The organism is Micromonospora sp. bgisy143 (genome assembly GCF_057708145.1).
This window is the reverse complement of record NZ_JBYIRN010000004.1, coordinates 295,710-308,029: the sequence shown is the minus strand read 5'-3', so window position 1 is coordinate 308,029 and position 12,320 is coordinate 295,710. Positions and strand designations below refer to the sequence as shown.

Annotated in this window: 8 protein-coding genes and 1 pseudogene; 7 read left to right on the top strand and 2 right to left on the bottom strand. The window is 74.0% G+C overall.

Translation table 11 applies throughout. The features are described from left to right. Positions 1-238 precede the first annotated feature (238 nt). Positions 239-493, top strand: a complete 255-nt coding sequence (locus AC3EN4_RS09400; RefSeq protein WP_435205507.1) for a hypothetical protein — start codon at positions 239-241, stop codon at positions 491-493. Here AC3EN4_RS09400 and AC3EN4_RS09395 read toward each other — a convergent pair. Further along, the gene (locus AC3EN4_RS09395; protein WP_435205506.1) at positions 466-2,295 is read right to left on the bottom strand and encodes a VanW family protein; all 1,830 of its coding nucleotides are present in this window, start codon (positions 2,293-2,295) and stop codon (positions 466-468) included. The two genes, AC3EN4_RS09400 and AC3EN4_RS09395, sit on opposite strands and share 28 nt — an antisense overlap. A gap of 181 nt (positions 2,296-2,476) precedes the next feature. Between AC3EN4_RS09395 and nudC the strand changes: the two genes are divergently transcribed. After that, a complete protein-coding gene (gene nudC / locus AC3EN4_RS09390; RefSeq protein ID WP_435205505.1) occupies positions 2,477-3,394 on the top strand; it encodes an NAD(+) diphosphatase in 918 nt (305 codons plus the stop codon). On the opposite strand, the gene AC3EN4_RS09385 is transcribed toward nudC, so the two are convergent. Further along, on the bottom strand, positions 3,291-4,571 hold the full coding sequence (locus tag AC3EN4_RS09385) for an MATE family efflux transporter (RefSeq protein WP_435205504.1): 1,281 nt from the start codon (positions 4,569-4,571) through the stop codon (positions 3,291-3,293). The genes nudC and AC3EN4_RS09385 overlap by 104 nt on opposite strands. Positions 4,572-4,798: 227 nt before the next feature. Between AC3EN4_RS09385 and AC3EN4_RS09380 the strand changes: the two genes are divergently transcribed. The 5 genes and pseudogenes from AC3EN4_RS09380 to AC3EN4_RS09360 form a co-directional block, all read left to right on the top strand. Beyond that, positions 4,799-6,523: an MmpA family trehalose lipid delivery protein gene (locus AC3EN4_RS09380; RefSeq protein ID WP_488179818.1), complete on the top strand. Its 1,725-nt coding sequence runs from the start codon at positions 4,799-4,801 to the stop codon at positions 6,521-6,523. Then, complete coding sequence (locus AC3EN4_RS09375; protein ID WP_422737371.1) at positions 6,520-6,681, top strand: hypothetical protein; 162 nt, start codon at positions 6,520-6,522, stop codon at positions 6,679-6,681. The genes AC3EN4_RS09380 and AC3EN4_RS09375 overlap by 4 nt, the downstream gene beginning before the upstream one ends. Positions 6,682-6,711: 30 nt before the next feature. Then, a complete protein-coding gene (locus AC3EN4_RS09370) occupies positions 6,712-7,521 on the top strand; it encodes a glycosyltransferase (protein ID WP_435205502.1) in 810 nt (269 codons plus the stop codon). Continuing rightward, complete coding sequence (locus tag AC3EN4_RS09365; protein WP_435205501.1) at positions 7,518-8,969, top strand: glycosyltransferase family 4 protein; 1,452 nt, start codon at positions 7,518-7,520, stop codon at positions 8,967-8,969. Before AC3EN4_RS09370 ends, AC3EN4_RS09365 begins: the two co-directional genes overlap by 4 nt. Further along, a pseudogene (locus AC3EN4_RS09360) lies at positions 8,963-12,184 on the top strand (alpha-(1->3)-arabinofuranosyltransferase domain-containing protein); the annotation flags it as partial. The gene AC3EN4_RS09365 and the pseudogene AC3EN4_RS09360, both read left to right, overlap by 7 nt. Between the last annotated feature and the right edge of the window lie 136 nt (positions 12,185-12,320).

Below are 12,320 nucleotides of genomic sequence, written 5' to 3'. Positions count from 1 at the left end.
ACCCGAACCCCGCGGGTCCTTCTGCCCGCGCCGGCCCCATCCCGCGTCCGCGCCTCGCACAGCGTGATCCGCGGGTGATCATGGAGTTATTGCGGTGACACGCCGGTGGCGGTGGCAATAACTTCATGCTCAACCCGTTGGGGAGCCGGCGGGGAGGGCAACGCGGGGGGGCTTTACGGGGGTTCCGGTGGGCGGCGGGGTGGTGTTGGTGGTTCGTTTTTGGGCCTAGGGTCGGTGTGTGGGGGACGCGCTGATTCTTCTCGTCTTCGGCTGTGCTGTGGCTGGCGTGTTGGCCGTGCTGTGGTGGCTGGGTGTGCGTGGTCGCCGCCGCGGTATCGGTGGCGAGGTCATGGGGCCGTTCGAGGAGATGTGGCATCCGGCCGCGACGCGCTACCGCGTGGAGATCCGCGTCCAGGAGGAGCGGATGGCGCCGAGGTCGTCGGCCGACGACACCGACGGGCGGGCTCAGGAGGGCTTGGGACCGCAGACGTAGCGCGGCTCGGCGTCGTACCGCCAGCTGAACTTCTCCCGCTTGACCACCACGCCGCCCTTCTTGATGACCCGGAAGGCGTCCTGGGTGAAGCCGTTGATGCCGTTGCTGGGGATGCACGTCGGACCGGGTTCGAGGTGGATGAGCTTCGGCTTGGTGATGTTGCGACGCGGGCCGTACTCGGTCTTGACGCTGTCGTAGATCTTCGTGCTCCAGATCGAGACGGTCACCGAACTCGACGTGTACGACGTGTCGATGAGGAGGCCGTACCCGGTGTTGTTGCGGAACTTGAAGTCCAGGTTCGGCCAGAAGATGGTCGACTCGATGACGGCCGGGTACCTGTCGAACCAGTACGAGTGCGGCTTGTGCTCGACGTCCTCGAGGCCGGCGTAGTAGGTGGCGTTGAAGAGGGTCGTCGTGAACTGCGACGTGCCACCCCCGACGCCGGGCACCAGCTTGCCGTCCAGGATGACCGGGGCGTCGCGGTAGCCCTGGGCGTAACCCCGTTCGCCGGTGTGCCCGTTCAGGGAGAACGTCTTGCCCGGCAGCACCACCGTGCCGTCCACCTTCTTGGCGATGGTGGCGATGTTCTGGCTGCGCGGTGACGACATGCCGCCGGTGAACCGGGTGGTGAACGTGGACACCCGTTCCTTGATGCCCAGACCGGCCAGCTTCTCCCTGGTCAGCTCCGGTGGCGTCTCCTTGAGCTCCCCGGTCACCTCCCGCCCGCCGGACCTTGGCAGCACCGCCAGCAGGTCACGGCCCAGGGTGGCGGTGTCGAGCTGCTGCCCGGCCCGCCCGTCGGTGACCGTGGGACGGCCGCCGGCGATGGTCACCGTCGCGTCCTTCGGCGGCACCTCGATCGCGTTCAGGTCGTCGCCGAGGGCCGCCCGCAGCCGCTTGACGTCCACCGTCGGGCTCAGCTTGCCGGCCTTGTCGGCGGTGAACCGGAGGCTCTTCGCGATGACCGCCGGCGGCACCCGCACCGAGCCCCGGTCGGTGCGCAGGGTGACCGGCGCGGAGACGGCCGGCTTGGCCAGCTCGGCGACCAGCCGGTCCACCTCCTCGGCCGAGGTCGCCGGCTGGCTCTCGACCAGTGGCACGGTGACCGGGGTGCCGGCCAGCCAGCCGGTCCGGACGGCGTCGGCCGAGCGCTGCGGGTCGAGGGCGAGGCCGGGCTTGGGGCGTACCACCTTGGGGGTGGTGCCCTGGTAGGTGATGGCCGGCATCGTCATCGGACGGATCTGGTCGCCGAGCGCCGTGCGCAGGGCTGCGTCCAGGCGGGCCGCGTCGACGGTGACGACCGGTTCGACGGTACGGGAACCGACCAGCCGACTCACCGGGTGCGCGTCGGCCTCCGCCGCTGCCGCGACGGTGGCCGCCACGTCGACCGCGAGCCCCACGTCGGCCGGGTCGATCTCGGTGGTGCGCTCCCCGACCGTGATCCGCAGGGGCGCGGCGAGGGTCGCCGCCCGCCGTTCCAGCTCCGCCCGCAACTCCCGGTCGGCCGCGTCACGGCTGCGACCGCCCAGCTCGGCGCCGAGCACGCTGGTGCCCCGGGGCACGTCCCCGGCGTACGCCCAGGCGCCGGCACCCGCCGCGGCGGCGAGCACGCCACCGGCTACGCCCGCCGCGAGCAGCGTCCGGGTGCGGCGCGGACGGCGACCGCCGTTGTCCGCCTCGCCCGTGGTCGTCGCCGTGGTCGGTGTGACCACCTCCGGCTCGTCGTCCGGCCAGGTGACCGCCGTGACCTGCACGGTGGGTCGGTCGTCGGCGGGTGGACGTTTGTCGCCGTACAGCGTCACTGCAACCTCGTTCGCCAGGTGCCACGGGAGGTCTCCCCTCCCGGAGGACACCACGGTAACCAATGCTCGGCCGTCCGCGCGGGCTGCGCCCGTCCGGTGCTGCTACCGCGTGTCGCCCGGCGTGTCGCGGGAACGTGGGGCCGGTGCCCGCGCCGGGCGGCCGGCGTGGCACGGTGGCGGGGTGGACGCTGCGGAGCGGGTGTTGGCGTACGGCGGCGGGTGGTTGGACCGCGCGGGCCCGTTACGGACCGACCCGGCCCGACTGGACGCGTTGCTCGCCGACCCGGCGACGGTGGTGCTGCCGCTGTGGCGGGACCGTTGCCTCGTCGACGGGGACGGTCCGGTCCGGTTGACGGCCGAGCGCGCGTCACTGGTCCGGTCGGCCGCCGCGGAGACCGTCTTCCTGGGGCTCGACGGGGACGTCGCGGTGTTCGCCGTGGACCTCTCCGCGCTCGCTGAGCCCGCCGCCGTCGAGATGGCGGGGGCGGCGCGGGCCGTCGACGTACGGGCGCTGGTCGGGCGGCTCGACCCGGCCGGCGCGGCGACCCAGGCGTACGCCCGGGGGTTGCTGCACTGGCACCGGCAGCAGCGGCACTGCGGCGCGTGCGGTGCGGTGGCCGTGGCCGGTGGTGGCGGCCACCTCCGGACCTGTTCCGGCGCGGAGTGTGGTCGGTTGCTGTTCCCCCGCATCGAACCGGCGATCATCGTGCTGGTGGAGGCACCCGGCTCGCCCGGACGCTGCCTGTTGGCCCGGCACGCGGGCGCGGCGGAGGACTCCTACTCGACGTTGGCGGGCTTCGTGGAGGTCGGCGAGAGCCTGGAGGACGCGGTCCGCCGGGAGATGGCCGAGGAGGCCGGGATCACCGTCACCGACGTGACGTACCAGGGGTCGCAGGCGTGGCCGTTCCCCGCCGGGTTGATGGTGGGCTTCCGGGCCACCGCGACCTCCGAGGAGGTACGCGTGGACGGTGTGGAGTTGCTGGAGGCGCGCTGGTTCACGCGGGAGGAACTGCGGGAGCGGGTCGCGGCAGGTCGCCGGCTGGGTCGGGTGGACTCGATCGATCATCACCTGCTGACCGCGTGGTTGACGGCAGGCTGAGGATCATCACCAGCGCCGTCGCCGCGGCGGTGCCCAGGGCGCACCACATGATCCCCTGGAACGTGCGCGGGGCGACGGCCATCGTCAGGACGGCCAGGACGCCCGCGGCGACCCACAGCGGCGCGGACGGCCAGCGCGCGCCGGCCGCGATCTTGGCGTTGACGGCCGCGAAGACCAGCGCGTAGAGCGCGCCGGTGGCGGCGAAGAACGGGGCGTACTCGCCCAGCGGGGCGTAGTCCTCGCCGCCCACCAGCCGGAACGCGAGGCCACCGGCCAGGGCCGAGGCGGCGACCAGCGCCACGCCGCAGCCGGCGACGATCGCGAGCACGGTGGTGCGGACACGGTTGTCGCCGACCGCCAGGCGGGGAAGGGCGAGTACCACGATCACCTGCGGTGCCCAGAGGGCGCCCTTGGTGAGCACGGTGCCCACGGCGTACGCGCCGGAGTCCGCCGGGGACAGCAACTGCCGGGCGAAGATCAGATCGGCGTACGACACGGCGAGCATCGCCAGCGCTGCCGTGCCGGCGCTGGCCACCTGCCGGATCCGCAGCGCGCCGCCGACGCCGCCGTCCGCGCCCGGGGTGGCCCGGTGGGCCGGCCGGGCGATCCAGATCAGCGCGGGCAGCACGAGGTACGCGGTCACCATGCCGGCCACCAGGGTGTCGACGACGTCGGCGCCGAGCACCAGCGCGACGATCATGCCGCCGTACCGACCGGCGGCGACCACGCCCATCGCCCAGGCGAGACGGAGGAAGCGCTGTTCGCCCTGTAGCTCGCCGAGCCATCGGGCGGCCAGGACGACCGCGACGGTGGTCCCCGCGACCAGCGCCACGACCGTCAGCGACAGCCGGAGGGCGGTCACCATCAGCGGGGCGGCCACGACGACCGCGCCGGCGGAGACGGCGGTGGTGACGAGGGTGACCCGGTTCGTCGGGGCACCCGGATGCCGCGCCCGGTGCACCGCGACCGCCATCTGCAGCCCCACGCCCGCGACGCCGGCGATCGCGACGAGCGCCGCGCCGGTCGCCAGGACGCTCAGACCCTCCGCCGTCAGGTGTCGGGCGCCGAGCATCGGGAGCAGGTAGGCCAGCCCGTTCGTCACCATGGCGGCACCGGCGACCGCCGCGCCCGCCGCGGAGAGCCGGCCCGCGCCGGGGCCGGCCGTCGTGTCTGTCATCGCGCCTCGTGGGGGTGTGGCCGGGGCGCGGTGTGCGCGCCGGACGTCGCGTCGTCGGCGCGGAGTCGCCCGTCGACGTGGAAGGCAAGCTACCGTCCGTCCTCCCCCTGTGCCTAGAGTGCTGTCCGGAGCCCCGGGAGCGACATCGGGCCCGCTTCCCGTCCAGGTCTGTGGGGGTCCGTGTGCGCCGAGGAACACCGGGTTCCCGTCCGGCGCTGTCGCGGGCCGTGGTCGTACTCCGTCGGTGGTGGCCGGAGACGGTGCTCGGCGTCGCGGTGGTCCTCGCGATCCTCGGGCCGGTGCTGGGCCGGGGCTACGTCCTGCGGTACGACCTGGTGTTCGTGCCGGACCCGCCGTTCGGCGCGATGGTCTGGGGCAACGGCGGCGAGCTGCCCCGGGCGGTGCCCAGCGAACTGCTCGCGGTGGGCCTCGCGCACCTGCTGCCCGCCGACGTGGCGGAGAAGCTGCTGCTCGCCGGCGCGCTGGCGCTGGCCAGCGTGGGCGCCGCCCGGCTGGCCCCGGTCAGCCACCCGCTGGCCCGGATCGCGGCAGGGCTCGGGTACGTCTGGAACCCCTGGGTGTACGGGCGGCTGCACCTCGGTCAGTGGGCGGTGGTCGCCGGGTACGCCGCCCTGCCGTGGGCGTACGCCTGGGTGCTTCAGGTGCTGCGACCGCCGGGCGGCATCGGGCCGGGCCGGCGTGCTGCGGTCGCCGGTGGGATGGCGGTGGTGCTGGGTGGTCCGGCGCTGGTGCTGGCGGCGGTGCTCTCCTGCGCGCCGGCGTTGGCCCTGGCCCGGCGCTGGCGGGCCTTGGTGGCGGGAACGGCGACGCTCGCCGGTCTCACCGCGCCGTGGCTGGTGGCGCTGACGAACCGGGGTGCCGCGGTCGATCTGGACGAGCGGGGTGTCGCCGCCTTCGCCGTCCGCGCGGACACGCCACTCGGTGTGCTCGGCAGCGTCGCCACCCTCGGCGGTGTCTGGAGCCGGCACGCCGTCACGGTCGGGCGGGACCGGTGGCCGGTCGCGTTGCTCGCGCTGGCCCTCGCCCTGGCGGCGGTCTGGGGGTACACCCGGGCCCGTCGCCGTTGGCCGTCGGCCGCCTGGTGGGGCCTGCTCGTCGGTGCGGGCCTGGGCGCCGGTATCGCCCTGCTGCCCGCCTGGTCGGTCGGTGCGCAGGCGATGGTCGCGCTCGTCGAGCACGTTCCGCTGGCCGGCGCGGTCCGGGACGGTACCCGGCTGCTCGCTCCACTGGCCCTGGTGCAGGCCGTTGGCCTCGGCATGGTGGTCGAGTGGCTGGTGGCGGCGGGCCTCCGACCGCTGGCCCCGCTGGTGCTGGTCGCGCCGGTGCTGCTGCTGCCCGGCCTGGCCTGGGGGCTCGGCGGCCAACTGGAGACGGTGCGGTACCCGCCCGAGTGGTCGGCGGTACGCGCGGTGGTGAACCGGGATCCGGCCGGTGGCGCGCTGGTCTCGCTGCCCTGGGCGTCGTTCCGCGCCTACGGTTGGGCGGGGCAGGTACCGGTTCTCGACCCGGCCCCACGCGCCTTTCACCGACCGGTGATCGCCGACCAGGACGTGCTGGTCGGTCGGGAGCGGATCCGCGGCGAGAGTCCCGCGGCGGACCGGGTGGCCCGGGTGCTGGCGGCGCCGGGCGATCCGGTGGCGGAGCTGCGTCGCCTGGGTGTGCGGTACGTGCTCATCCAGACCGATCAACCCGGTGCGGCCGAGGTGGAGGGCCGTTTCGCGGAGGCCGACGTGGTCCGTCGGGATGGGACGCTGATCCTGCTCCGCCTGACTGGTGCCGGTCCTGCCGGCTCGCCAGGGAGTGTCGGCATTGGTCCCGTGTTGGGGTATTCGGTACTCGGGGCCACCGTGTTGATCACCCTTTCGCACCGCGCCGTGAGACGTCGACGCATGTTACTGTGCGGTCACTTTTGTCGAAGGGACCGTCAATGAAGGCATCCTTCAATCCCCTCCTGATCGCGGTCGTCGCCGCGACGGTGGGTGCCGTGCTGGGCATTCTGGCCGTGTCGGTCGGGACGTCGACCATCACGAACAGCAACACGAAGCCTGCGAACGTGGAGCAGCCCATCATCGTTTACGGCGATCGCTGACGGCCCGTCATGGAGGTCCTACCTCCTGACGTGTCGTCAGATGTGGTCGTACTCGACGTCGTGGTGCCCGCGTACAACGAGGCGCTCCGGCTGCCCGACACCCTGATCCTGCTCCGGGCGGCGCTGGCCGACCTCGGGGTGCCCTGCCGGGTCACCGTGGTCGACAACGCCAGCACCGACGGAACCGCCGAGGTGGTGACGGGCGCGCCGAGCGGCCCGGTCCCCGTCCGGCTGCTCTGGTGTGCGGAACCGGGCAAGGGCTTCGCGGTCCGCACCGGTGTGCTGGCCAGCGACGCGCGTTACGTCGGCTTCTGCGACGCGGACCTGGCCACCGCGCCGGACACCCTCGGGCAGGTGCTCAGTCTCCTGGCCGAGGGCGTCGACGCGGTGGTCGGTTCGCGGGCGCACCCCGAGTCGGTGGTGCAGGAGCGGCACAGCGTGCTCCGGCGCTGGGGCGCGGTGGCGTTCCGGGCCGCCGTCCGGCAGGTGGTGCGTGGCGTGGGCGAGACCCAGTGCGGGTTCAAGTTCTTCCGCAACGATGTCGCACGCCGGTCGTTCGCGCCGCTGCGCTGCGGCGGGTTCGCGTTCGACGTCGAGGTCCTGGGCCGTGCCGAACGGGCCGGCGCCCGGTTGGTGGAGATCCCCGTCAACTGGGTCGACGTGCCCGGCTCACGCTTCTCCCCGGCCCGGCACGGATGGCAGAGCTTCGTGGACGTCGCGAAGATCAGTTGGCGGCTGCGCCGGGCCGACACCGTACCCGCGATGCCGCTGCCGGTCGTCGCCCGGCAGGTCGGCGGCGACGTGGCCGGCGGCGCCGCCACCGTGGGATTGCGGCCGTGAGTGTCGGCCACTTCCCGGTCGCCGCGTCGTCCACCACCGAGCCGGTGGTGGCGGGGCGGCGGATCGCGGTGCTCAACTGGAAGGACCCGTGGCATCCGGACGCGGGTGGCGCGGAGGTCTACGCCTGGCAGGTCGCCCGCGACCTGGTGACCGCCGGAGCGGAGGTCACCTTCGTCACCGCGCGTCCGGACGGACAGCCCGGCGACGAGACCCGCGACGGCATCCGCATCGTCCGGGTGGGTGGACGGTGGACCATCTACCCCCGGGTGCTGGGCTGGCTCGCCCGACGTCGGCGACAGTTCGACGTCGTCGTGGACTGCCAGAACGGCATACCGTTCTTCAGCCCGGCGGTCCTGCCCCGGGACGTGCCGGTCGTCTGCGTGATCCACCACGTGCACGACCGTCAGTTCCGGCTGTACTTCGGCCCGGTCGTCGGTCGGTTCGGCGCGTGGTTGGAGGGCCCGGTCGCCCGCGGGGTCTACCGCCGAGGGATGACGCTCGCCGTCTCACCGTCGACGGCCGCCGCCGTCCGCGATCGGCTCCGCTGGACCGGCCCGGTGGTGGTGGTACCCAACGGGGCGGACGCGTCGGCGTCGCCCGTCGTCGACCCGGCCGCCCGCGACACCAACCCCCGGGTCGTCTGCGTCGGCCGGGTCACCCGGCACAAGCGGGTCGACCTGGTGCTGGACGCCGTCGGCCAACTCCGGTCCCGGCGACCCGGCCTGCGGCTGGACGTGGTCGGTGGTGGGCCGGACGTGGCGCTGATCCGCCAACAGGTCGTCGAGCGTGGGCTGGACGACATCGTCACGGTGCACGGACACCTGCCCTCCGCCGAGCGGGACGCGCTGCTGGCCAAGGCGTGGGCGCACGTCTCCGGCTCGTGGGGCGAGGGCTGGGGTCTGGTGGTGGTGGAGGCCGCCGCCGCCGGGCTGCCCACCGTCGCCTTCGACGTTGACGGGCTGCGCGACGCCGTGCGGCCGGGCCGGACCGGGTGGCTGGTCGACGAGGGCGACGACCCGGCGAGCCGACTGGCCGACGGCCTCGACCGGGCCCTGGACCACCTCGCCGTACCGGCCGAGGCCGAGGCGATGGCGGCCGAGTGTCGCCGGTGGAGCGACAGCTTCCGCTGGGCGGACACCGGCCGGCGGGTCCGCGCGGTCATCGGGGACCTGCTCGCGCCGCGCCGCGTACCGTGGGCGGCGGGTAACGCGTCCCTGCTGATCCGGACGGACCGGCCGGAGCGCCTCCTCGCCCAGGTGTCGCCCCTGCTGCCGTACACCCGGCACGTCGCGGCCGACGAGCGCGGCCTGTGGATCGTCGTGCCGGCCGCCGATCCGGCGGCGGTCCGGCAGGTGCTCGTCGACGCGGGCGTCGCACCCGAGCAGATCAGCGAGCGGGACGCCAGCGGTGACGAACTGCTCACCGGAGTTCCGGTACGGCAGTGCTGACCGCCTGGTCGACCGCTCGCCGCGCCCCCGGCATACCGTCCGCGACGGTGTCGCTGGCGGTGTGGCGGCTGCGTGAGCTGCTGGTCTGCCTCGCGTTGATCGGTCTCTGTGTCACCCAGGAGCCCGGGCTCATCGTGCCGGACACCAAGCTGGACATGGCTCTGGACCCGGGCGGCTTCCTGACCCGGGCGACCCACCTGTGGACGGCGGACTGGCAGTTCGGCACGCTCCAGAACCAGGCCGTCGGCTACTTCTTCCCGATGGGCCCGTTCTTCCTCCTCGGCGAGGCGGTGGGCCTACCGGCCTGGCTCGTCCAACGGCTCTGGATGGCGACGCTGCTCTGCGTGGCCCTCACCGGGGTGGTGCGCCTGGCCCGCGCACTGAACCTGGGCGGTCCGGCGTCGCGGCTGGTGGCCGGCGCGGTGTTCGCCCTCTCGCCCCGCGCGCTGACCCTGGTCGGCACGGTCTCGCTGGAGCTGCTGCCGTACTGCGTCGCGCCGTGGGTGCTGCTGCCGCTGGTCAAGGGCGCGGCGGGTGGCTCGCTGCGGCGGGCGGCGGCACTCAGCGGACTGGCCGTGGTCTGCATGGGCGGGGCGAACGGCGCCGCCGCCGCCTGCGCCGTGCTGCCGGCGTTCCTCTACATAGTGACCCGGGCGCCCGGGTGGCGACGGGTCCGGCTGCTGGCCGCGTGGATGGTGGCGATGGTCGCGGCCACCTTCTGGTGGCTGGTCCCGCTGCTGCTCATGCAGCGCTACGGGTTCCCGTTCCTGCCGTACACCGAGACCGCGGCGGTCACCACGAGCGTGACGTCGCTCCCCGCGGCCGTACGGGGCGCCACGCACTGGGTGGGCTACCTGGCCGTGGACGGAGTGCCCTGGTGGCGCTCCGGCTGGGTGCTCGTCACGACGTCCTGGATGGTCGTGCTCACCGGCCTGATCGCCTGCCTCGGCCTGGCCGGGTTGGCCCGCCGGGACCTGCCGGAGCGACGGTTCCTGCTGGTCAGCGCACTGGTCGGCCTGTTGACCCTGACCGCCGGCAACATGTCGGACGGCGGTGCGGCCTTCGCCGCCACCGTACGGGAGGCCCTCGACGGCCCGCTCGCGGCGCTGCGCAACCTGCACAAGTTCGACGTCGTACTCCGCCTGCCGCTGGCCCTGGCCACCGCGCACATGCTGGACACCGTCGGCCGGATCGCGGTCATCCGCCGGTTCACCCGACCCACCAACATGGCGCCCCGGCGGGTGGCGCTGGGCGTCACCGCCATCGCGCTCCTCGCCGTCGCCAGCGGCGCGGGAAGCGCGGGCCTCGCGGCCGGCGGTGGATTCTGGGCGCTGCCCCAACACTGGCGGCAGGCGACCGCCTGGCTCGACCAGCACGCGGGCCCGGGCACCACGCTGCTCGTACCTGGGAGCAACTTCGCCGAGTACAACTGGGGGCGGTCGCTGGACGAGCCCGTCCAACCCCTGCTGGACTCGCCGTGGGCGGTGCGGTCCCTGGTGCCGGCCGGATCGGCGGGCAACGCCCGACTGCTTTCCGCGATCGACGAGCGCCTCGCCGCGGGCACCGCCTCCCCCGGACTGGCGGACGTGCTCGGCCGGCTCGGCGTGCGGTACCTGCTCGTCCGCAACGACCTTCGCCAACCAGTCGGCGGCTTCGCCTGGCCGGTCCTCGTGCACCGCGCGCTGAACAGCGCCCCGGGGCTGTTCCGGGTCGCCGCGTTCGGCCCCGACAGCGGGGTACGGCCGGACTTCGGTGGGGCGTGGGACTACGGGCTGCACGAGCCGTACCCGGCGGTGGAGATCTACCAGGTGGACCGGCCGACCAGCAGAGCCACGCTGGCCGACGCGGCGGAGCCGCTCAACCTGGCCGGCGCTCCGGAGACGCTGCTGGACCTCAGTGACGCGGGAGTGCTCGGTGAACGGCCGGTGATCCTCGACGGCGACGCCCCGGTGGACGACGCCGGAGGCACCGTCCTCGCCGACAGCCTGCGCAACCGGAAGGTCGACTTCGGACTCGTCCGGGGCAACACGTCGCGGACGCTGACCGCCGAGGAGCAGTCCGAATCCGCCGGCACGGCCCAGGACATCCTGGACCCGGCGTGGAGGTCGTCCCTCACCTCGTCGGGGTACGCCGGAATCGCCGACGTGCGGGCGTCCACCAGCGCGGCGGACGTCACCGGCCCGGCCGGCCTGCGCGACCCCTCCGCCGGGCCGTTCTCCGCCGTGGACGGGGACAGCGGCACCGCCTGGCTCTCCGACGGTGCGCGCAAACCCGTCGGCCAGTGGGTGGAGGTCCGCTTCACCGAGAAGATTCAGGCCGGGTCGGCGGAGCTACAGGTGGTCGACGACGAGGTGGTCGGTGACCCGGTGACCCGGGTCCAGATCAGCACGGCTGGTGGTTCGTACGTGCACTCGGTGACCGACGCCGGGCGGAAGCCGCTGCGGCTGGCGCTGCCGTCGGGGCGTACCAGTTGGGTGCGGGTGACCATCGACGGCGTCGCGGGCTTCGACGCGCCCGGACGGCGCGCGGGCATCCGGGAGTTGCGGGTGCCCGGGGTGAGCCCGCAGCGCTACCTGCGGCTGCCGGCGTCGCCCGACACCGCCCGGGCCCCGGAGGTCGTCGCGCTCGCCCGCAAGGCCGGGGACCGGACGGCCTGCGCCCTCGTCGGCAGTCGCTACCTGTGCGCCCCCGACCTGATCCGGCAGGGCGAGGAGACCGGCCTGGTGACCCGCCGCTTCGACCTGCCGGCCGCCGCCACCCCGCAGCTCACCGGTCTGGCCCGGGCCACGCCCGCCACCGCGCTCGCCGTGTACGACGACCTGCTGGGCGGGGAGACCTACACGACGTCGAGTTCGTGGTTCGCCGACCCGGTCGCCTCGTCCCGGTCGCTGTCCGACGGGGACGACGGCACGGCCTGGTGGGCCGACCCGGACGACCCGCAGCCCACCGTGCGGCTGCGCTGGGCCGGGATCCGGAAAGTGAGCTGGGTACGGCTGCGGTTCGCGTCGACCCTCGTCGCCGCGCCACCCAGGACGGTGCGGATCACCGGCGACAACGGCATCCGCGAGGTGGCGGTCGACCCGGACGGTGTCGCCCGCTTCCCCGCCCTGCGCGGGCGCAGCATCGTGGTGGCGGTGACCTCGACGGTGCCGCGGGTCAACCGTACGACGGCGCTCTTCGAGCCACAGCCGCTGCCCGTGGGCCTCAGCGGGGTGGACGTCGACGGCGTACCCGAGGCCAACCAGCCGCGTGACCTGGACCGTACGGTGACGTTGCCCTGCGGTGCCGGCCCGACGATCGTGATCAACGGGGTGACGGTGCCGACGACGGCCACCGGCAGCCTGCGGGACC